This window comes from Flavobacterium cauense R2A-7, assembly GCF_000498475.1.
Lineage (GTDB): Bacteria > Bacteroidota > Bacteroidia > Flavobacteriales > Flavobacteriaceae > Flavobacterium > Flavobacterium cauense.
On the sequence record NZ_AVBI01000012.1, the window covers coordinates 435,450 to 458,233 of the forward strand.

The following is a 22,784-nucleotide window of genomic DNA, read 5'->3' on the forward strand; positions in this document are numbered from 1 at the left end:
TGGGTCAAAAAAGGCGGTATTAAATTCGTTATCAGAATTTTACTCGTCAAATATATAATTCCTTTCGATATACAGCAAATAAAATCGACAAAACACATACTAAAATGAATATTCTTACTAAATATTTTTCAACCAAGCACAATACCGCTCCTTTTTCAAAGATAAAAATCGAGGATTTTGTTCCGGCAATCACGGAAGGCATTCAATTGGCCCGTACTGAAATCGATGCTATTGTGGCCAATCCGGAAAAACCCACTTTCGAAAATACAATCGAAGCCTTGGAGTTCAGCGGACAAATATTGGACAGAATTACCAGTATTTTTTTCAATTTAAATTCGGCAGAAACCAGTGACGAAATGCAGAAAATCGCGCAGGAAGTTTCTCCGATGCTAACTGAATTAAGCAACGATATTACGCTAAACACCGCTTTATTCGAAAAAATAAAAACGGTTTACGAACAAAAAGACAGCCTGAATCTTTCTACGGAACAGGCAATGCTTTTGGATAAAAAATTCAAAAACTTCTCTCGAAACGGAGCGCTTTTAACCGACGACAAAAAAACTCGTTTGCGTGAAATCGACACCGAATTAGCCAAACTAAAACTAACTTTCGGTGAAAACGTGCTGGCCGAAACCAATGCTTACGAATTACACCTTACCAACGAAGACGACCTAAAAGGTTTACCGGAAGGTGTTATCGAAGGCGCGCGTTCATTAGCGAAAAGTCACAATAAAGAAGGCTGGATTTTTACTTTGGATGTTCCGAGTTACCTGCCGTTTGTTACCTACGCCGAAAATCGTGAACTCCGAAAAACACTTTCCATTGCTTATGGTAAAAAAGCGTTTCAGAACAACGAATTCGACAACCAGCAGAATGTTTTAAAAATTGCCAATCTGCGTCATGAACGTGCTAATTTACTAGGCTATGCCACCCATGCTCATTTTGTTTTGGAAGAACGTATGGCGCAAAATCCGGAGAAAGTAAAATCATTTTTGAATGATTTACTGATAAAAGCGAAACCGGCAGCCGAAAGAGAATTTCAACAACTGACGCTATTCGCTAAAAAACTGGACGGTATTGACCAACTGCAAAAATGGGACGGTTCCTATTATTCGGAAAAACTGAAACAGGAATTATTTAATCTGGACGATGAAAAACTGAAGCCGTATTTCAAATTGCAAAATGTTCAAAACGGTGCTTTTACGATTGCCAACAAACTTTTCGGATTGACCTTTACCGAAGTTTTCGACATCGACAAATACCACGAAGACGTGCATACGTTTGAAGTTTCGGATGCCGATGGAAATCTGGTTGCCATTTTCTATTCCGATTTCTTCCCGAGAAAAGGAAAACGTAACGGCGCCTGGATGACGTCCTTCAAACCACAATATGTAAAAGAAGGTGTAAACGAAAGACCGCACGTATCCATCGTTTGTAATTTCACCAAACCAACTGAAACTAAACCGTCTTTGCTGACCTTTAATGAAGTGACAACACTTTTCCATGAATTCGGACACGCATTGCACGGCATGTTAGCCAATACCACTTATCCGAGTTTATCCGGAACATCCGTATATTGGGATTTTGTGGAATTACCGAGTCAGGTAATGGAAAACTGGTGCTACGAACCGGAAGCATTGGCGTTGTTTGCACACCATTACGAAACCGGCGAAATCATTCCGCAGGAATATGTCGATAAAATCAAAGAAAGTGCTAACTTTTTAGAAGGCATGGCTACGTTACGCCAATTGAGTTTCGGCTTATTGGACATGGCGTTCCACAGCAACAATCCGAGCGGAATCACCGATGTAAAAGTCTTCGAAAAAACAACGATGGACGATACGGCTTTATATCCCGACGTCGCCGAAAATTGCATGAGTGTTTCGTTCTCCCATATTTTCCAGGGCGGCTATTCATCAGGCTACTACAGTTACAAATGGGCAGAAGTCTTGGATGCCGATGCCTTCGCCTATTTTCAGGAAAAAGGGATCTTCAATAAAGAAGTGGCCGATAAATTTAAAAATTTCGTACTGTCTCAGGGCGGCACCGATCAACCGATGACGTTGTATAAAAAATTCAGAGGTCAGGAACCAAAACCGGAAGCGTTATTGAAACGTGCGGGGTTAATTTAAAATTTAGAATATAGAAACCGGAGTTTGTCGCTTCGGTTTTCTTTTAAAATAAACTTTCATTTTTTTTTGAAAGTTTAAAAACTTATACATATCTTTGAGGTATGGAATTCAAAGAAGCAAAAAACAAGTTCGTTCAAACCTGGGGTGCGTTAGGTTCCCAATGGGGCATCAACAAAACCATGGCGCAGATTCATGCCTTACTGATGGTTTCCAGCGAACCGGTTTCTATGGAAGATATAATGGAAGAACTACAGATTTCCAGAGGAAATGCCAGCATGAACCTAAGAGCTTTAATGGATTGGGGCATTGTGTACAAAGAATACAAAGCCGGTGAACGCCGCGAGTTTTTTACCGCAGAAAAAGATTTGGACGAATTGGCCGTGAAAATTTCAAGAGAACGCAGTAAACGCGAAATCAAGCCGGCACTCAAAGTACTAAAAGAAGTTTCATCTATTGAAGCCAACGCCACGGCGGAAGAAAAACACTTCGTGGAACAAACCACAAAACTCTACGATTTCGTTTTGAAAGCCGACAATGTGCTGGACAAAATCACCGAATACAAAGACAACTGGCTGACCAAATTGGTAATCAAGATTATGAAATAACAGCATAAAAAAATTTAACACAAACTTTCATTTTTTTCTGAAAGTTTAAAATTAACAATAAATTATAAAATCATGAGTTTCTTAACCGCACAATGGAAAAATCTGATTCTGGCAAATTATGTCATCAATCCGAAACAGCTGGAAAAATACCTTCCGACAGGAACCGAATTGGATTACTGGAACGGTAACTGCTACGTGAGTCTGGTAGGCTTTCTATTCAAAGACACCAAAGTATTAGGATTCCGAATTCCGAAACACACTGATTTTGAAGAAGTGAACCTTCGTTTTTACGTCAAACGTTTTGAAAACGGGCAATGGAAACGCGGCGTGGTTTTCATCAAGGAAATTGTTCCGAAATACGCCATTACTTTTGTAGCCAATACTTTTTACAAAGAAAACTATGAAACTTTAGCGATGAATCATAAGAATGAATTACAGGCTGAAATACGTACGATTGGTTATCAGTGGCGCCATCAAAACACGACCAACACCATCGAAGTAAAAGCCTATGATTTTTCAACGCCAATCGAAACGGGAACGGAAGCCGAATTCATCACCGAACATTATTTCGGTTACACCAAATACAACGAAACTACTACGTATGAATATGAAGTAAAACATCCGAAATGGAACCAGTACCTCATCAAAAACCATGAAATTACCATTGATTTTGAAAAAGTATACGGAAGTGATTTCGCTTTCTTAAATCTGCTAGAGCCAACCTCAGTGTATTTGGCGGAAGGTTCTGAAATTTCAGTGGAAAACAAACGAAAAATTGCATTATGAAAACGCTTGAAAATCAAACTTTGCTGTACGATGAAGACTGTCCGCTTTGTCAGGCCTATACCTCAGCTTTTGTAAAAACAGGAATTTTAGATGAAAATGGGAAAAAACCTTTTACGAAAATCACAACAGAGGAAGCCCATTTTATCGACACAGAAAGAGCTGCGAACGAAATCGCTTTAATCGACACCCAAAACAAAACGGTTATTTACGGCATCGACAGTCTGCTGAAAGTATTGGGCAACTCCTTCCCTCTTATTGCAACTATCGGAAAAATAAAACCGGTTCATTTCTTTTTGAGAAAACTCTACGCGTTCATTTCTTACAACCGAAAAGTCATTATTCCCGGTCCGTTACACAAGAACACCACCTTAAAATGCGAACCCTCATTCAATTACAAATACCGCTTTTTATACCTCTTGTTTTCAATTGTAGTAACGACACTGATTCTTAATGCGTGTTCTAAAATGATTCCGCAACTGCCAAACGGAAGTCTTACGCGCGAACTTTTGTTAGCTACAGGGCAAATCATTTTTCAAAGTGCATTTTTAATACGATTCGATTGCAAAACCATTCTCAATTATATTGGAAACCTGATGACCGTTTCGCTTTTCGGCTCCTTATTATTATTGCCGATAATCATTGCCAATTCATTTTTTAAAATAAGCGAAACTGTTGTGCTACTTTGGTTCGGAACAACTGTTTTAGTAATGTTTCGGGAACATTTCAGAAGAGTTACCTTATTGGAATTGCCAAAATGGCTAACCACGACTTGGATTGTATACCGCATTATCGCACTCTTATTAATTTTAAATCTTTAAGTAATGAAAATCATCATCGCCGCGGGAACCGGTTTTTTAGGCCAAGTCCTAACCCGCTATTTCGAAGCTAAACACGAAAACATAATCATTCTGACCAGAGGAAAATCAAAACTGAAAAACAACATCAAATTCATTCATTGGGATGCCAAAACGATGACCGGTTGGGAAAGCGAACTCGAAAATACCGATGTACTGATCAACCTTGCCGGAAAATCAGTCGATTGCCGTTACAACGAGGAAAACAAAGCCGAAATTCTCGCTTCCCGAATTGACAGTACTCGAATTTTAAATCAGGCCGTTTTACAATGTAAAAATCCGCCGAAACATTGGCTGAACGCATCTACATCCACAATTTACCGCCATTCCGAAGACCTTCAAATGGACGAATACCACGGTGAAATTGGCGACGATTTTTCCATGAACATTGCCAAAAATTGGGAGCAGGCATTTTTTGAAACCGAAACCCCGAAAACATTAAAAACTGCGTTACGAACTTCAATTGTTTTAGGAAAAAAAGGCGGCGCTTTTCTGCCGATAAAAAACCTGACCAAACTCGGTTTCGGCGGTAAACAGGGAAAAGGCAACCAGTTCATCAGTTGGATTCATGAACACGATTTTGCACGGGCATTAGATTTTATCATTGAAAAGGAAATCACGGGTTGCATCAACATCGTTTCGCCTTCACCCATTCAGAACAAAGATTTTATGAAAGCGCTCCGAAAAGAAATGAAAATTCCGTTTGGCACACCCATCAGTAAAAAAATGCTCGAATTTGGCGCCAATGTGATCGGTACGGAAACCGAATTGGTCTTAAAAAGCAGAAATGTAATTCCGAAACGATTGCAGGAAAACGGATTTGAATTTAACTATGCCGACCTCAACAAAACGTTCCAAAATCTATTGCAAAAATGATTACTATTAAACTCGTTACCGAAATAAATGCCGATAAAAGAACAGTTTTCGATTTGAGTCGGAATATCAATCTCCATCAGGAATCCATGAAAGATTCTGGTGAAAAAGCTATCGCAGGGAAGACCTCCGGATTAATTGAACTGGACGAAACCGTAACGTTCAAGGGAAAACATTTTGGCTTTCCTCTCACGCATCAAAGTAAAATCACTGAAATGTCGTTTTACAATTCTTTTACGGATGAAATGCTTCAGGGACACTTTAAATCGTTTCAACACAGCCATTTTTTCCGTGAAGAAAACGGACGGACGATTATGACAGACGAAGTTCATTACGAAATTTCGTTTGGGATTTTAGGCAGGCTTTTCAACCGATGGATACTAAAAAATTACTTGACCCGATTGCTTCAAAAACGAAATGCTTTCATTAAAGTTTCAGCCGAAAAACACCACTAAAATCCACCAGAAAACCGGAATACTTTCCACCCAAAAAGACGTGTAATAGTCGGAACGCTTCGGACTGGCGAAAATCGTAAAAAGTGCAATGGTTAGCACTAAAACCAAATTTATCCAAAGCTGCACAAGCTGAAAATCGGATTTCAAAAATTCCAGACCGTAAAACGGAATGAGTAAAAACAAATTGAGGATTTTTGTTTTCCGCACACCCAGCTTTTGCGGTACCGTTTGAAGTGACAAATCATCATTTTTGAGATCGATGATTTCAAAAATCAGAATCAGGATAATCACCAGTAAAAACCGTTGACAAAACTTCAGCCATACATCGTGCGAAAGCGGTAAATCGGCATTGATTATCGGCAAAAACAGCGTTATTCCGGCCCAGCAAAACGCTACAATATAGATTTTTACACCGGCCCAATTGCGGGCATTGCCAATCTTCGGAAAAACCGGCAACGTATACAACATTGTTAACGCCAGAAAACCGACCGCTACCAATTGAGTGTTTCGCTCAAGATGAAAAAAATAATAAGCGGTGGCCAGAAAAGAAACCACACTCAACCCCACAATCGCACGTAATTGATTGCTCCACGTTACCTTTTTGGCACGCGCCAACTCATCGTATTTTACGAAATTATAGCCCACAATCGTACCAAAAAAAGCAAACAAAGCCATTGGCTCATCGTACGCAATATGAAAGAAATGAAACGTCATGCGCACCAAGGCATAAACCGCCAAAGCTACATGAATACTTCCGTTGATATAAAAGCCGATTATTCGCTTGAGTAATTGCATACTTACAAAAGTAAGCAATCTGTTAATAAGTCTGATTTTCGGTTAACAATTCTGCATAAAATTGACGTTAAAAAACAAGAATATTAGGATATTAATAATTATTTTTGTTCTCGTTAAAACACAACTCAAAACTTTGTTTGAGGTACTTACAATCCCCCAAACGCTTAAACAAACAGTATAGATAACTGATGAAAACAGATGCATTTGCTTTAAGACACATCGGGCCGAGAGAATCCGACCTGCAACACATGTTCAAAACCATTGGTGTAAAGGACATGACGCAACTTCTTTATGAAACTTTTCCCGATGGAATCCGTTTAAAACAAGACTTACAATTAGACCCTGCCATGACCGAATATGAGTATTTAACTCACGTAAGTCAGTTGGGCGCAAAAAATAAAGTATTCAAATCGTATATCGGTTTAGGGTATCACCCGGCGATTGTTCCTCCGGTAATCCAGAGAAATATTTTCGAAAACCCTGGATGGTACACAGCGTATACTCCGTATCAGGCGGAAATTGCACAAGGTCGTTTAGAGGCTTTACTGAACTTCCAGACTACTGTTATCGAATTAACCGGAATGGAAATTGCCAACGCATCCCTTCTTGATGAAGGAACCGCAGCTGCAGAAGCTATTGCGTTATTATTCGATGTAAGAACCCGCGACCAAAAGAAAAACAATACCAATAAATTCTTCGTTTCGGAAGAAATTTTACCACAAACACTTTCGGTACTACAAACGCGTTCCACGCCACTGGGTATCGAATTAGTGGTTGGCAATCACGAAACTTTTGATTTTTCAGAAGATTTCTTCGGAGCGATTTTACAATATCCGGGCAAATACGGACAAGTTTATGATTACGCAGGTTTCATCCACACGGCAAAATCAAAAGAAATTAAAGTAGCGGTGGCTGCCGACATTTTATCCTTAGTGAAATTAACGTCTCCGGGAGAAATGGGTGCTGCTGTGGTGGTGGGTACTACGCAACGATTCGGAATTCCGATGGGATTTGGTGGACCTCACGCCGCTTACTTTGCTACTAAAGAAGAATACAAACGTTCGATGCCGGGTCGTATCATTGGTGTTTCCATCGACGCAAACGGAAACCGCGCGCTACGTATGGCATTAGGTACTCGTGAACAACACATCAAACGCGAAAAAGCAACTTCTAACATCTGTACTGCTCAGGTATTGTTAGCGGTTATGGCTGGTATGTATGCAGTGTACCACGGACCAAAAGGGCTACAGTATATTGCGGATAAAGTACATGCTTCGGCAGTTACGGCTGCGAAAGCCTTATCCATCATCGGTGTAAATCAAGTGAATTCTTCTTTCTTTGACACTATTTTAGTGAAAGCCGATGCTGCTAAAGTAAGAGCAATCGCGGAGAAAAACGAAGTAAACTTCTTCTATCCTAACAACGAAAGCGTATCGATCTCTTTCAACGAAACAACTTCGCTTTCCGACATCAATACTATCGTTGCCATTTTCGCGGAAGCTGCCGGAAAATCTGCAGTACATGTTTCGGAATTGGCTTCAGAAGTACAACTTTCAGAAAAATCAATCCGTACCTCATCGTTCTTACAACACGAAGTATTCAACAACCATCATTCGGAAAGCCAATTGATGCGTTATATCAAAAGATTAGAGCGTAAAGATTTATCCTTAAACCACTCGATGATTTCATTGGGTTCTTGTACGATGAAACTGAACGCAGCAGCAGAAATGCTACCGTTATCCATGCCAAACTGGAACAGCATTCACCCGTTTGCTCCGGCAGATCAGGCAGCTGGTTATTTAACAATGCTTAAAAAACTAGAAGAGCAGCTGAATGTGGTAACCGGTTTCCAAGGCACATCCTTACAACCGAATTCGGGAGCACAAGGAGAATACGCCGGTTTAATGGCCATTCGTGCGTATCACCAATCGAGAGGCGATCACCACAGAAATGTGTGTTTGATTCCTTCTTCGGCACACGGAACAAATCCGGCTTCGGCAGCGATGGCGGGTATGAAAATCATCGTGACCAAAACCACTCCGGAAGGAAACATCGACGTAGAAGATTTAAGAGCAAGAGCGATCGAAAACAAAGATAATTTATCGTGTTTGATGGTAACCTACCCTTCTACGCACGGCGTTTACGAATCCTCTATTATTGAAATTACGCAATTAATCCACGATAATGGCGGATTAGTATACATGGATGGTGCGAACATGAATGCACAGGTTGGATTGACCAATCCGGCGACTATTGGTGCAGACGTTTGTCACCTGAACTTACACAAAACGTTCGCGATCCCCCACGGTGGTGGTGGACCAGGTGTTGGACCAATTTGTGTAAACGAAAAATTAGTACCGTTCTTACCTTCAAACCCGGTTGTAGCAACTGGTGGCGATCAGGCAATTACTGCTATTTCCGCAGCGCCTTATGGTTCGGCTTTGGTATGTTTAATTTCTTATGGTTACATCTGTATGTTAGGTGCTGAAGGCTTACGTTCTTCCACCGAGCATGCTATTTTAAATGCCAACTACATGAAAGCGCGTTTTGAAGGACATTACCCTATTTTATATTCAGGTGAAATGGGCCGTGCCGCGCATGAAATGATTTTGGATTGTCGTGAATTCAAACAAAAAGGAGTAGAAGTAGGTGATATCGCAAAACGTTTAATGGATTACGGTTTCCATGCGCCAACGGTTTCTTTCCCGGTAGCCGGAACTTTAATGATAGAACCGACAGAATCAGAAGATTTAGCGGAAATTGACCGCTTCTGTGACGCCTTAATTTCGATCAGAAAAGAAATTGAAGATTCTACAGCTGACGACCACAATACGGTACTTCACAATGCACCACACACTTTAGCAATGCTAACTGCCGAGCGTTGGGATTTCCCTTATTCAAGAGAGAAAGCAGCGTATCCGTTGGAATATATTGCCGACAATAAATTCTGGCCAAGCGTTAGACGTATTGATGATGCTTACGGTGACAGAAACTTAGTTTGTTCTTGTGCACCGATTGAAGCGTATATTGAAAGTTAAATTCAGATGCACTACGTAAAAACAAACAACCCTTTCGGAAACGGAAGGGTTATTTTTTTCGCAAAATACAAATACATTATTCGCATCAAATTAGAAAATAAAAATACATTTTATAATTTTATTGACATTCCCGTAACGTTTTCATAAAAATACAGCTGAATTTATCTTTTTTGAATTTATCACGATTTAGAATGACTAACTTAGTAGTATTGAAACCTACGTCATGGCTATAAAAATAACGGGTTCAGGATGTTATATCCCACCCCAAATTGTTACAAATACCGATTTTGCAAGACATCAGTTCCTAAATGAAGACGGCTCTACCTATGCCGTTCCAAATGAGGTTATAGCTGAAAAATTCAAGGATATTACCGGAATTGAAGAGCGTCGTTATGTTGAAGACAACTTAACCACTTCCGACATTGCTTTTTTTGCCGGTGAAAAGGCCATTGAAGACTCGAAAATTGATCCCGAAACATTAGATTATATTATAGTCGCACACAATTTTGGCGATGTAAAACACGGTGCCATCCAATCCGACACAGTACCGAGTATTGCGGCAAGAGTAAAACACAAACTGAGAATAAAAAACCCAAAATGCGTGGGTTATGATGTGATGTTCGGCTGCCCGGGCTGGATTGAAGGCATGATTCAGGCACAGGCGTTTATTAAAGCTGGAATGGCAAAAAAATGCTTGGTGATTGGCGCCGAAACCCTCTCCAGAGTGGTAGACGTGCACGACAGGGACAGTATGATTTATTCGGATGGAGCCGGTGCTACGGTTCTTGAACTGACCGATGGCGAAGGTGGATTTTTAGCCCATGAAACCGCTTCCTTTACGTATGAGGAAAGCAAATTCCTGTTCTTCGGGAAATCCTATAACGTCGACCATAATCCCGATGTCAGATACCTGAAAATGTATGGCAGAAAAATCTACGAATTTGCATTAACAAATGTTCCGCTTGCCATGAAAGCCTGTTTGGAAAATAGTGGCATTCCGATTTCGGATCTTAAAAAAATACTGATTCATCAGGCGAATGAAAAGATGGACGAAGCTATTGTACAGCGTTTTTACAAACTATACAAGCAAACAGCTCCCGAAAACGTGATGCCGATGAACATTAAAAAACTCGGAAACAGTAGTGTGGCTACCATCCCTACGCTTTACGATTTGATTCTGAAAGGTAAAATTGAAAATCAGGAATTGCATGAAGGCGACGTGATACTATTCGCTTCGGTGGGTGCGGGAATGAATATCAATGCGTTTGTTTACCGCTGTTAACGCTTAAACCAAGTCAGTGCTTTATTCACCCAAAAAGTAACCTGATACACGAGTTTGAGTTTGTAGATCAGGAAAACATTTACTGCTGCATTTAGACTTACTTTATAGAAAAGCGTCAGCAGTTTGTTTGGGGCATCGGGTAAAAAGTAAACCACCACGCCTGTGAATAAAAATAACAGCGCAAGTTTAAGAAAACCGTAATCGAACGGAAACAACTTAAACGTCCGGTAAATAAACAACAGTTTTGCCGCATTAAAAATACTCATGGAAATTAAAGAGGAATAGGCTACACCCACAATTCCCAAATCGGTACACTTCAGGAAAAACAGGTTCAGTCCCACATTCAAAATGATGAGTACGAAAATGGAAATGAGGTTGAACCGGTAATATTTCGAATAGGAAATAATTTCCGAATTGAACCCGGTAGCCATATTAATCAACACATTGAAACCTAAAATGAGGATAATCGGGATGGAAGGCGCCAAACTTTCATAGGTAGGTAACAGTTCGAACAAAAAGTGAATCCCCAGAAAAATACAGCTGTAAAGCAAAGCTCCGATACAAAAAAGCATTTTCGCCACTTCAATGTATTTCACATTCAGCTCCTTCAAATTATCCGTTTTCAGATAATTGGAAATTATTGGCGCATACAACGCAAAAACACCTGTTGCCGGAATAGCCAAAGCAGATGCCAGAGTAACCCCGATGTTAAATGTTCCGTTGGCATCGAAAGAAAGGAATTCGGGAATCATTAACGAATCGATTCGAAACGCAAAAAACGAACCGAAACTTCCGGCAAAGGAATACAAGCTATAACGAAAATATTCTTTTCGGGAAAGTTCGGCATAAAGCGGCTTGAAATCAAAGTTGAATCTGAACTTATAATTTCTGAAAAGATATGCCGCAATCAGGACAAACATCAGAACATACGAAATAATATAGTACCCGATAGACACATTAACCGACGAGCTTTTATGAAGCAACAGTACAAAAACAACCGGTAGGGCTATTTTCGGAATTATCTTTTCAAAGAGGGTTGGCACGGCCAGTTTCTCAAGATTGGTGGCCTGACGTTTAAAAAGTTCGACAAAAGCCAAAGCCACAGCGATAGGGAATGCGAAATAGAAATACTGTAAATTGCCCCAATTGAAAAAAGGAGACGCCAGCAAAAGCACCACGAAAGTCGCCACACTGAGCAGTCCTACGGAAAAAACACTGTAATTGAAGAGTCGGTTTTTGTTTTCCTCATTCAGTGCCGGATAAAAATTGATCAGTGCATGCGAGGCGCCCAAAACCATAATCGGAAATAAAATCTGCGAAATGGATTCGATGTAACGGATGATTCCCAGAAATTCTTTATTCTCAGGATATATAAAAAGTGTGGAGAAAATCCCAATGAGAATACCCACATAATTAATTATGGTAAAGAGAAAAACTTGTTTAAAACGGGCCTTTTTTTCCATTATTGTCTGGCTTTGGCTCTTGCTTTTGAAATTTTACCAATCGAAAAAACAAGCTCCCAATAATACATCATTAAACCGAAAAACAATTCGAAAACCTTCATCGCCGGATAAAATTTACCAAAATATTTCGGCAAACCAAACACCGATTTCAATCCTTTACAATAACTCGTTAAAAGTGAATCGTTAACATCCAGAACTTCCGAAAGCAGTTTGTATTTCGACTGGACAAGGTCTTTTTTAAAACCCCTTACAATTTGCCGGTCGTGACAGATTTTTGATTTTTCGGTTATGGCAATTTTAAAGTTATGAAATAAAACCCGATTGCAATAATTACGGTCTTCGCCATAATGTCCGAAAAGCGGTTCGAACCCTCCCACTTTCTCCAAACAACCTCTGGAAACCAACCAAGCCGCAGCATTTACAAAAGGAACCACAACAACGTTTTGTTCTTTTAACTCCGCTGTTTTTTTTCCGAAATAGGTTTTGAAATTCTCATCCAAGGTTACTTCATCACCCGAAAAGTGCATCGGACTCACAATTCCGAACTCGGGATTCCTTTCGGCGGTTTTAACCAGTTCTTCTATTGAATTATCAAAAACCCATGTATCCTGATTGAGCAGGAAAACATAATCGGCCTCGTTCTTCAGCGCATATTCGATTCCTATATTATTGGCTTTCCCAAAACCTAAATTCGAATCGGATGTAATCAGATGAAGTTGCGGAAATTGTTCCAACACGGCAAGCGTAGCATCGTTTGAATCGTTATCCACTACTACAATATCAACCGGATAATTGGACTGTAAAAGCGACTTGATACACTTTTCAATCCATTTCACCCCATTATAAGTAACTATGACAACACTGACTTTCTTCAAAACAAACTACATTAGAAGCTGTAAAAATAGTACAATTCCATTAGCTTCAATTTAAAAAAACGGCTAACTTTTGTATTCTCCGGACTTCTACTACCTGTTCAGATAAATCCAGCCTGTTTTTATCTGACCGTCTTCGAAATCTACCCGGTAAAAATAAGTTGCACTGGGCAAGATGTTATTATTGGCATCCTGTCCGTGCCATTCTTTTTTATACGACTCGCCTTCAAAAAGCATCACTCCGTAACGGTTGAAAATTTTGACCGATTTAACCGGACAAATTAATGACAGATCGAAATCATCATTTAAACCGTCTCCGTTTGGCGAAATCCCTTTTGGAATCTCTATCTCGCATTGTCTGTCGCAAGGCTCAATTCTTGCCAAATAATTTGAACCGGTTACGACTTTAGTATTGGGTTTTAAAACGATAACATTTCCCGCTTTCATTGTAATATTGTAATTTACGGGAACTCTATAATTATTCTGTACCATTATGCGATTGGAAGCCCAATACAGGTAAACAGGATTCACCTCTGGTTGGTCCAACTGGATGTATGCCAAACAATTATTGAATTTATAGCTCAACGGAATCGTATCGGATTCGGAAACAAGTCTGGTTTCGCGAGGAAACGACACAGAAGCAGCAACACTGTTACAGAGTAAAAGAAACAGCAAAAAAAGGAAACTATTCTTCATTTTTTGATTTTACCAATGTTTCAATTTGTTTTTGCTGCGCGTCCACTTTTTTATTCAAATCGATAATGTACAAAGTCAGTTCTTCCACTTTCTGCAAAAGGAGTTTGTTCATTTCACCAAGCTCTATACCGTTGTCTTTCACTTCTTTGGCACTTGGAATATCTTTCAAATGTCCTTTGTCGTTGATGTGTTTTTCAACGTCTTTCAATGTAGGCAACTTGTAATCTTTTTTAAATACATAATCCGCCCAATCCGACGTTAAAGCCACCCGAACTTCTTCGGTCAGCAAACCGCCTTTAACATACAGGTTGTAAAAACTCACGTCTTCCGTTCCCACAAGAGTTGGAAAAGTACTCACTCCGATTCCGACTTTACCATTGGTATAAATATTGTCATTTATGGACATTGCCAAAGTTCCGTCCGGTTTTAACCAATCGGCATCTGAAGCTCCGGCTAAGGAAGTCGGATCGTATTCCGAAACATTTCCATTGGCATCCGTTCCTAAAATATAATTTGGATTGGTGGCATTTACAAGATTTTCGAAACGCAAAGACCCATTGGAATGCAGATTTGCAGTTGGATTCTGAACGTTAATCCCGACCATTCCGTTGGTGTAAATATTGTCGTTTATCGAATTCGGAATGGATCCGTCGGGTTTTAACCAGTCGGCATCAGAAGTTCCGGTTAAGGAAGTCGGATCGTATTCAAACATATTCCCGTTAGCATCCGTTCCCAAAAGAAAATTCGGATTCGTTGCATTGGCAAGATTTTCGAATCGGGCCGTTCCGTTCAGGTGGAAATTTGCCGTTGGGTTTTGAGCGTTGATACCCACCCTTCCGTTGGTATAAATATCATCGTTTATGGACATCGCAACCGTGCCATTCGGTTTTAACCAATCAGCATCAGCCGTGCCTGAAAACAGCGAAGTATTGTATTGAAACACATTTCCTATCGCATCGGTTCCCAGAATAAAACTCGGATTCGGACTGGCGGGAGTGCCAAGATTTTCAAACCTTACGGAACCATTGTTGTGCAAACGTGCGGTCGGCGCTATCGTTCCGATACCCACATTTCCGTTCGGAATCATGGTCATGATTCTCAAGGAATTGTTGCGCCATTGAAACAAAGGGCGGTTTACTATATTCAAAGCCGTTCCGGCATTACCCCAAGGAAAATCGCCTGTTCCCGGCGCGTTAAATTGCGGCGAATTATTGATGGATGTCGCAAACAACATTATCGGCGCAGTACCATTATCTAGCGTTCCCGGAATGGAAGATTTGATACTGAAAACCTGTCTGTTATCGGTATCCCGGTACGACCATAGCGTTGGTGCAAACTGTCCGTCAAAATCAGTATCGTTGGTTATTTCAACCCTATCATTTCCAGCACCCGAAACCGTAAAACTGGCTAACCTTTCAGCCCTACCCGCACCGGCGGAACTGGCATTGAAAGGAAAAGGAACCTGGGAATAAGCAGACACGGAAAACAGCGTAATTAAGAAGAAATATCGCATTATATTTTTTTTTTGCAATAATACGACATTAAACTCAAAAGACCGCTTTTTCATGCTTTACAACGATTGTAAAATCCATTTCAAAAAGTACTTTCAGATCACTTTACTCCTAAAAACAAGGAAGTTATCATCTGCACCCCAACATTAATACAATTGTTAAAAGTCATGATTAAATCCTTAAATTTGCAGACAATCCTTCAATTGAAATGCGTTATTACATTATAATTCCCGCCCACAACGAAGCTGCTTTTATTGGCGTAACGTTACAATCGTTGATTTCCCAAACGGTTTTACCCGCCAAAGTGGTAGTGGTGAATGACAATTCTACGGATCAAACAGCCACCATTGTTACTGATTTCGCCGAAAAACACCCATGGATTTCCTTGGTAAACAAAAACTCGGAGGCGATTCATTTGCCGGGAAGCAAAGTGATTCAGGCCTTTCAGAAAGGATTGGAAACGATAGATGAAAACTACGATATCCTTGTAAAAGCCGATGCTGATTTGATTTTTCCGAAGAATTACTTTGAAACGATTGTCAAACATTTTAAAAGTGATGAACGAATCGGAATGGCTGGTGGTTTTGCTTACATTGAGAAAAACAGCGAGTGGATTTTAGAAAATCTAACCGATAAAGATCACATCCGAGGTGCTTTCAAAGCCTACCGAAAAGCTTGCTTTGAACAAATTGGCGGACTTCAACCCGCTATGGGTTGGGACACGGTGGACGAATTGTTGTGCAAATTCTACGATTGGAAAGTCGTAACCGATGCACATTTGCAAGTAAAACACTTAAAACCTACCGGAGCGAATTACAACAAAGCGTCCCGTTACAAACAGGGGGAAGCGTTTTACAGGTTGGGTTATGGTTTTATCATCACGGCAATCGCTTCCTTAAAACTGGCGATGCGCAAAGGAAAACCGCTTTTGTTTTTGGATTACCTGAAAGGATTCTGGAAAGCGAAATCGGAGCATCAACCGCTTTTGGTTACCCAAGAACAGGCGAAGTTTATCCGAAACTACCGTTGGAAAAAGATGAAAGAAAAATTGTTTAAATAACAACATTTGTTATTACACGAAAAGTTGCGTGAGGGATAGGAGCGGCATCCTTTTTCGGTGGCTGAGGCTCTCGAAGCTACCGAAAAAGATACAGCGGATAGCCCGACCTGAAAGGACACGCCCTTCTTTCGACACACTCAAGAGAACAAAAACTCTAACCTGATACCCCAAAACTCGTAACTTCTTACTATTTTAGCCATTATTTTCAGTATACTATGATTCGATATTTATCCCAGATAGGAAAATACTTTTTGATGTTGAAAGAAGTCTTCAACAAACCCACCAAATGGTCGATGATGAAACAGCTCATCATGAAGGAAATCGACGATTTGGTCATTGGTTCCTTAGGAATTGTGGCTTTCATTTCCTTCTTCGTGGGCGGGGTTGTGGCGATTCAGACGGCGTTAAACCTAACCAACCCGTTAATTCCTAAATATTTGATTGGTTTTGCTACCCGTCAATCGGTGATTCTTGAGTTTGCCCCTACTTTTATTTCCATTATCATGGCCGGAAAAGTGGGATCATTTATCACTTCAAGTATTGGAACCATGCGGGTTACGGAGCAAATCGACGCATTGGAGGTAATGGGGGTAAACTCGTTGAACTATTTGGTGTTTCCAAAAATTGTGGCGATGATGTTGTATCCTTTCGTAATTGGTCTTAGCATGTTTTTAGGGATTTTAGGCGGATGGATTGCCGGAGTTTACGGAGGATTTGCCACCAGTACCGAATTTCAAACCGGATTACAAGTGGAATTCATTCCGTTTCATATTACGTATGCTTTTATCAAAACCGTGTGTTTTGCCTTTTTATTGGCCACGATTCCTTCTTTTCACGGCTATTTTATGAAAGGCGGTGCGTTGGAAGTAGGAAAAGCAAGTACAACTTCGTTCGTTTGGACATCGGTAGCGATTATTTTGGTGAATTATATTTTAACACAATTACTGTTAAGCAAATAAGATGATTGAGGTAAAAAATGTAGAAAAATCCTTTGGAGAACAGAAAGTTTTAAAAGGAATTACGACCACTTTTGAAACCGGAAAAACCAACCTGATTATCGGTCAGAGTGGCTCCGGAAAGACGGTTTTGCTTAAAAGTTTACTCGGAATACACAGTGTTGACGCAGGAACTATTTCTTTCGACGGCCGTGTTTACTCTGAAATGAGTGCCGATGACAAACGCACCCTTCGTACGGAAATCGGAATGGTATTCCAGGGAAGTGCGCTGTTTGATTCGATGACGGTGGAAGAAAACATTGGCTTTCCATTAAAAATGTTCAGTGATAAATCGACCAGAGAAATTAAGGAGCGTGTTGATTTTGTAATCGACCGAGTGAAACTGATTAATGCGCACACCAAAAAACCCTCTGAAATTTCCGGAGGAATGCAGAAACGCGTGGCCATTGCGCGCGCGATTGTAAACAATCCGAAATATTTATTTTGTGATGAACCCAATTCCGGTCTGGATCCGAAAACGGCCGTGGTAATCGACAATCTGATTCAGGAAATCACACAGGAATACAACATTACAACCGTAGTTAACACCCACGACATGAACTCGGTAATGGAAATTGGAGAGAAAATCATTTTCCTGAAAGAAGGAGTATTGGCGTGGGAAGGCACTAAAAAAGAAATCTTCAAAACCGATAACGAAGCGATTGTGGACTTTGTATATTCTTCAGAATTATTCAAAAAAGTACGAAAAGCGCAGAACAGAGCGGATAAATTATAAAAAAAACGGAGTCCAAAGTGACTCCGTTTTTTTTATAGTCTAATAATTCAGATACACCCAACCGGTTTTCACATCGCCAGAGTCGAATTTCACGACATAATAATAAGTGGCAGCGGGAAGCAGATTCCCATTATAATCTTTACCGGTCCAATCGTCTACATAATTCTCTTTTTCAAAAACATTTACGCCATACCTGTTGAAAATTTTCACATTGGTGATTCCGCTTAAACAAGACAAATCAAAAGTATCGTTCAGGCCGTCATTATTTGGAGAAACGCCTTTCGGAATACCACAATTGGTACAGGCAAGAGGAAAAATATTGGTAACGGAACAACCGTTGGCAGTAGTTACGGTTAACGTGTACAATCCGGTTACGGTTCCGGTTACATTAATAGGGTTTGCATTCTGAACGGTTCCGTCCGGATAAGTCCATGTATAAGTCAACGAATTTGAATTCAAATCCAACACAGTGGCAGTCAGATAAGTCAAATTGTTCTGACAGTTATCTTTCACGGAAAAATAAGGCAATTTATCTACCACAACCTCAACACTATCAGTTTCGGACACACATCCATTTTGAGTTACTGCAACGGTATAGGTACCTTGAGCAGAAACTGTGACATTATCCAATACCGGATTTTGATTGTCTGAACTGAATCCGTTTGGTCCGGTCCATTGATAAGTAACTCCCGGAATATCGGAAGCAGAAAGATGAAGGGAATCCCCCTCACAAAGCGCATTATCACCAGTAGCAATAGGAGTTTGAGGAATAGGATTGACTCCAATCTGTACAATCGCTTCAGCAGTATTACCACACAAACCGTTAACACTGTATTTAAACGTATAAACTCCCGAAACAATTCCTGAAGCATTCCACAAATGATTGATCAGCATACCACTCGAAGAGGTTTCTTCCCATGTCCCGATAGTATCGTAGGTTCCGCTTAAAAAACCGAAGAGGTTAATTGTTCCCTGAGCCCCACAAAGATTCACGTTGTTTCCAGTACCTGCTCTTGGCGTATTGAGCTGGTTTGAAACTGTAAAATCCAACACCGTATTCAAACACGAATTGGGGTTTCCCGGATTTGTTATTCGTACATGATACACTCCAGCATCTGATGCCATATTAAAATTGGGCAATGACAAAACATTGGTTGTACTAAGAATTGCTGTGGTAATATTATCTTTCCACCATTCATAATTTAAAAAGGAAAAATACGGAACAATTAAATTTCCGGTCTGACCTTCGCACAGATTGTCTGTCCTAATTGAAAAACTAACCGGTGAACTGATATCATAAATCCGATTTAAAATATTTCCGCAGGCATCTTCAATCTGAAAATTGTAAACTCCAGGCTGCAAGCCCATAAAGACAGACGAATTAGCATTATTCACTATAAAAGGCTGCCCGTTTCGAGTGGTAATCCTATATTGCAACGGCTCGGCACCAATAGCATCAACAATAACGTCAAACAGATTATTGGAACACGAGTAACTGTATAAATTCCTTATTTTAGGCCCCGAGGAATACTCAAATTCACGAAGAACATTTTGACATTCCACATTTGGGTTTTCTCCATTACCAAAGACAGAAAAGGTATTTACTACTCGGAATCTACCCATGAAATTCAAATTAACATTATTTGTATGATTGCTTAACAACATGGCATTTAAAGGAGAGAACATTGTTCCGCTCGAATATCCAGTTTGCGGATGCCCCCAAGTGTTATTTACCGGATCATACCTCTGAAGCCAAAGATTACTTGAAAATGAATTTGAATCAAAATTTAAAAAAACATCAAAAGAACTGCAATGCTGCGTAACTGTAACCACATTGGAATAAACCTGATATCCTGTAATGGTAACAGTATCCGTACGTGAATGATTACAGGTGTCTGTTGAACTGAAAGTATAGGTTCCTGCTGGCAGTGAGTTCATTGAAAAAAAATGTGTATCGAATTTAATATTCTGGCTCACATCATAAGGCAACGCATGAGAAAATCCGGATGGTGCGGCAGTTATCCTGACACTTTGATACATTTCATTAGTGCTCATCAGTACTGACCCTTCCCCTATTTCACAACCTGGAAGAAAAAATTTATTTAAGGCAGAACCCGTAAACGGATTTGTAATTAAAGTCCTGGTTGCTGTTCTTCCGCATTCATCCGTAATTTTAACCACATAGGTTCCTTGTGGGTAAGGTACCGACAAGTTATAATATTCTGCACGGCCTGAAAAAGGACCTGGATGTAAAGGATTAAAAACCAAAGGATTAAAACCAACGGGGGCCGATAAAAACTCAACTGTAAAAGCTACATTTACTCCGGTTTGTACAAGTATCTTTCGAACGCAGGCATCATCAATTTCAAAAACTGCAAAATCCAGAGGAATCTCCTGAGTTGTATAATTATTAATTATTGATCTACCGCAGGCATCCGTAACCTGAATCGAATAAGTACCATCCGGATAAGGTGTGGTCAAGTTAAAATATTCCTGGCCTTCATTAAACGGTCCGGGATGGGCACTGTTATAGGCTGTTGGATTAAATCCGGCCGGAGCCGATAAAAAGTTTACTGTGAACGGAGCAACAAAATTTGCAGGACTTACCACAATTTTTTTTACGCAAGACTCCATCGTTTCCGACACCGCTAATGCCAAATGAATCTCGATTTCATTATTATTTTGTTGGTAAACGTTCCCGCATGCATCTGTAATTTTCAAATCGTACGTATACAGCTGATCATAAAAAAAAGGAATCTGCATCAGTAATGATTCCGAAAGTAAATTTCCGATGGAATAATTTTGTGTTACAACAACTGAAGGACCTGTCGGCGGGTGAACTGTACATTCAACAGTAAGCGGATATGCAATTATATTTTGAAAATCAGTAGTACCGCTAAGAATTTCAATTCCGACTTGAATGGTACTACAGGTAAAACCATCTTCAGAAAGCCTGCCAATTATAACATTTGGCCGCGAGGGCTGTGATATAGTAATATCTTTTACAATTCCATCCCCACATGAATCAAAAACACGCACCTGATACGTTCCAATGGTCAATCCGGTAAAAACAGTTGAAGTTTGCAAAGGCCTAATCATAGGACCAGAAATAATTTCATATCCAACAGGTGTTCCCTGGGTTAGATTTACAAAAATCTTACCATCGTTTCCGCACAATACATCTTGTCGGGTAAGACTGTATTGAATCGGAGAAATCTGATTTAAAATTAATGCATCTTGTTGTTGGGAGTTTGACAAAGCTCCTAAAGATTGTGTTGCTACCACCCTGTAATTCCCGGCAACAAGACCCGTAAAACTATTGGCACTGGTTATGCTAATTGGAGTAATTACATCCGGTAGCCGGTATATCGTATAAACAATGGTTGCGCCCGGTGTGCTATTGGAAACTGTAAAAGTAAGCGTCCCATTACCGCTACAGGTTTCGTTTGTTGCAACAACCTGTAGTGAAAAATTTGCCAATTGTCCAAACGAAACAGTTGAAAACAAGAGAAACAAAAACGATATAAGGGCTTTGTGCATACAATTTATTTTATTTCATTGGCCATGGTGGTGATTCGTTTAATATCCTGTTCCTTCCCTTTCGGGTAAATCAGCAGAACATCATTTTTATCAACTATAATAAAATCCTGAAGGCCGTCAATCACAACCAATTTCTTACCTTCTGTACGAATTATATTATTAGATGCGTTTTCCAGTATAACGGTTGCGTTTACCACTGCATTATCTTGTTCGTCTTTTGGTAATTTATCGTATAACGATCCCCAAGTCCCTAAATCGTTCCAGTCAAAAGTGGCAGGCAACACAAAAACATTCTGTGCTTTTTCCATTACGGCATAATCGATGGATATGTTTTCAGCTTTCGGATAATTCTCTTTTATAAAAAGCGCTTCCTTATCAGTATTGTAGGCTTCATAACCATCCATAAAGTGGGCAAACATGGCCGGCTGAAAATGTTCAAACGATTTTAATATCGATTTTACGCTCCAAATAAAAATCCCGGCATTCCAAAGGTAGTTACGGCTTTGAATAAATTTTCTAGCCGTAGCATAATCGGGTTTTTCACGAAACTGAACTACTTTTTTTATCGGACGGGTATCCAATTTATCGTATTCAATATAACCGTAACCTGTATTGGGAAATGTCGGCAAAATTCCCAAAGTCATGAGCGTTTCTTCACGTTCACACATATCAAAAGCGCGCTGAAGGTTTGCTACAAACTGTACCTCATCTTCAATCCAGTGGTCGCTTGGCGCCACCACCATAACGGCGTCGGGGTTTTGCTTTTTGATCTTCAGAGAAGCATACAAAATACACGGAGCAGTGTTTCGCATAGCGGGTTCTAAAACAATCTGTTCCTGTTTTACCTGAGGAAGCTGTTGCAATATTAAGTCGTTATAACTTTCATGCGTCAGAATCAGAATATTTTCTTTCGGAATCAATTGCGACAAACGACTGAAGGTTTTTTGGATTAAAGTCTCCCCCGTCCCCAACATATCGTGAAACTGTTTGGGAAATTCTGTGGTACTTACTGGCCAGAATCGAGACCCTACACCTCCGGCCATTAATATTGCGTAATAATTTTTATTCATTTTTTCTGAGTTGCAAAGTTA

At 40.0% G+C, this 22,784-nt stretch carries 18 protein-coding genes; 11 read left to right on the forward strand and 7 right to left on the reverse strand.

The window, feature by feature from the left end; translation table 11 throughout:
- Positions 1 to 104 precede the first annotated feature (104 nt).
- The 6 genes from FCR2A7T_RS05905 (at position 105) to FCR2A7T_RS05930 (ending at position 5,705) form a co-directional block, all read left to right on the forward strand.
- Positions 105 to 2,132 (forward strand): M3 family metallopeptidase, encoded by a 2,028-nt coding sequence (locus tag FCR2A7T_RS05905; RefSeq protein ID WP_023570372.1) that lies wholly within the window; start codon positions 105 to 107, stop codon positions 2,130 to 2,132.
- Between the two features lie 101 nt (positions 2,133 to 2,233).
- Positions 2,234 to 2,737, forward strand: coding sequence for a GbsR/MarR family transcriptional regulator (locus FCR2A7T_RS05910; protein WP_023570373.1), 504 nt, complete (start codon positions 2,234 to 2,236; stop codon positions 2,735 to 2,737).
- A gap of 72 nt (positions 2,738 to 2,809) precedes the next feature.
- Entirely contained in the window at positions 2,810 to 3,523 is a 714-nt protein-coding gene (locus FCR2A7T_RS05915) for a YqjF family protein (protein WP_023570374.1), read from the forward strand.
- On the forward strand, positions 3,520 to 4,341 hold the full coding sequence (locus FCR2A7T_RS05920; RefSeq protein ID WP_035117440.1) for a DCC1-like thiol-disulfide oxidoreductase family protein: 822 nt from the start codon (positions 3,520 to 3,522) through the stop codon (positions 4,339 to 4,341). Before FCR2A7T_RS05915 ends, FCR2A7T_RS05920 begins: the two co-directional genes overlap by 4 nt.
- A 3-nt stretch (positions 4,342 to 4,344) precedes the next feature.
- Positions 4,345 to 5,253, forward strand: coding sequence for a TIGR01777 family oxidoreductase (locus FCR2A7T_RS05925; protein WP_023570375.1), 909 nt, complete (start codon positions 4,345 to 4,347; stop codon positions 5,251 to 5,253).
- The gene (locus tag FCR2A7T_RS05930; RefSeq protein ID WP_035117442.1) at positions 5,250 to 5,705 is read left to right on the forward strand and encodes an SRPBCC family protein; all 456 of its coding nucleotides are present in this window, start codon (positions 5,250 to 5,252) and stop codon (positions 5,703 to 5,705) included. The genes FCR2A7T_RS05925 and FCR2A7T_RS05930 overlap by 4 nt, the downstream gene beginning before the upstream one ends.
- Here FCR2A7T_RS05930 and FCR2A7T_RS05935 read toward each other — a convergent pair.
- Entirely contained in the window at positions 5,685 to 6,500 is an 816-nt protein-coding gene (locus tag FCR2A7T_RS05935; protein ID WP_023570377.1) for a hypothetical protein, read from the reverse strand. The two genes, FCR2A7T_RS05930 and FCR2A7T_RS05935, sit on opposite strands and share 21 nt — an antisense overlap.
- 188 nt (positions 6,501 to 6,688) lie before the next feature.
- Here FCR2A7T_RS05935 and gcvP point away from each other — a divergent pair, with 188 nt between their 5' ends.
- Both gcvP and FCR2A7T_RS05945 read left to right on the forward strand, forming a co-directional pair.
- Complete coding sequence (gene gcvP, locus FCR2A7T_RS05940) at positions 6,689 to 9,538, forward strand: aminomethyl-transferring glycine dehydrogenase (protein WP_023570378.1); 2,850 nt, start codon at positions 6,689 to 6,691, stop codon at positions 9,536 to 9,538.
- A 223-nt stretch (positions 9,539 to 9,761) separates the two neighbouring features.
- Positions 9,762 to 10,820, forward strand: a complete 1,059-nt coding sequence (locus FCR2A7T_RS05945) for a 3-oxoacyl-ACP synthase III family protein (protein ID WP_023570380.1) — start codon at positions 9,762 to 9,764, stop codon at positions 10,818 to 10,820.
- Here FCR2A7T_RS05945 and FCR2A7T_RS05950 read toward each other — a convergent pair.
- The 4 genes from FCR2A7T_RS05950 to FCR2A7T_RS14745 form a co-directional block, all read right to left on the reverse strand.
- A complete protein-coding gene (locus FCR2A7T_RS05950; RefSeq protein ID WP_035117444.1) occupies positions 10,817 to 12,283 on the reverse strand; it encodes a polysaccharide biosynthesis C-terminal domain-containing protein in 1,467 nt (488 codons plus the stop codon). The genes FCR2A7T_RS05945 and FCR2A7T_RS05950 overlap by 4 nt on opposite strands.
- A complete protein-coding gene (locus tag FCR2A7T_RS05955; protein WP_023570382.1) occupies positions 12,283 to 13,158 on the reverse strand; it encodes a glycosyltransferase family 2 protein in 876 nt (291 codons plus the stop codon). Before FCR2A7T_RS05955 ends, FCR2A7T_RS05950 begins: the two co-directional genes overlap by 1 nt.
- 90 nt (positions 13,159 to 13,248) lie before the next feature.
- Positions 13,249 to 13,851: a gliding motility-associated C-terminal domain-containing protein gene (locus FCR2A7T_RS05960; protein ID WP_035117445.1), complete on the reverse strand. Its 603-nt coding sequence runs from the start codon at positions 13,849 to 13,851 to the stop codon at positions 13,249 to 13,251.
- The gene (locus tag FCR2A7T_RS14745) at positions 13,841 to 15,364 is read right to left on the reverse strand and encodes a hypothetical protein (RefSeq protein ID WP_023570383.1); all 1,524 of its coding nucleotides are present in this window, start codon (positions 15,362 to 15,364) and stop codon (positions 13,841 to 13,843) included. Before FCR2A7T_RS14745 ends, FCR2A7T_RS05960 begins: the two co-directional genes overlap by 11 nt.
- Positions 15,365 to 15,570: 206 nt before the next feature.
- On the opposite strand from FCR2A7T_RS14745, the gene FCR2A7T_RS05970 reads away from it, so the two are divergent.
- From FCR2A7T_RS05970 to FCR2A7T_RS05980, 3 genes are all read left to right on the forward strand, one after another.
- The gene (locus FCR2A7T_RS05970; protein ID WP_023570384.1) at positions 15,571 to 16,422 is read left to right on the forward strand and encodes a glycosyltransferase; all 852 of its coding nucleotides are present in this window, start codon (positions 15,571 to 15,573) and stop codon (positions 16,420 to 16,422) included.
- Between the two features lie 215 nt (positions 16,423 to 16,637).
- Positions 16,638 to 17,381: an MlaE family ABC transporter permease gene (locus FCR2A7T_RS05975; RefSeq protein ID WP_035117447.1), complete on the forward strand. Its 744-nt coding sequence runs from the start codon at positions 16,638 to 16,640 to the stop codon at positions 17,379 to 17,381.
- 1 nt (position 17,382) lies between these two features.
- Complete coding sequence (locus FCR2A7T_RS05980; RefSeq protein ID WP_023570386.1) at positions 17,383 to 18,153, forward strand: ABC transporter ATP-binding protein; 771 nt, start codon at positions 17,383 to 17,385, stop codon at positions 18,151 to 18,153.
- 39 nt (positions 18,154 to 18,192) lie between these two features.
- Here the strand turns inward: FCR2A7T_RS05980 and FCR2A7T_RS05985 are convergent, their stop codons facing one another.
- Positions 18,193 to 21,693 (reverse strand): gliding motility-associated C-terminal domain-containing protein, encoded by a 3,501-nt coding sequence (locus FCR2A7T_RS05985; RefSeq protein ID WP_023570387.1) that lies wholly within the window; start codon positions 21,691 to 21,693, stop codon positions 18,193 to 18,195.
- Positions 21,694 to 21,698: 5 nt separating this feature from the next.
- Positions 21,699 to 22,763: a mannose-1-phosphate guanylyltransferase gene (locus tag FCR2A7T_RS05990; RefSeq protein WP_023570388.1), complete on the reverse strand. Its 1,065-nt coding sequence runs from the start codon at positions 22,761 to 22,763 to the stop codon at positions 21,699 to 21,701.
- Between the last annotated feature and the right edge of the window lie 21 nt (positions 22,764 to 22,784).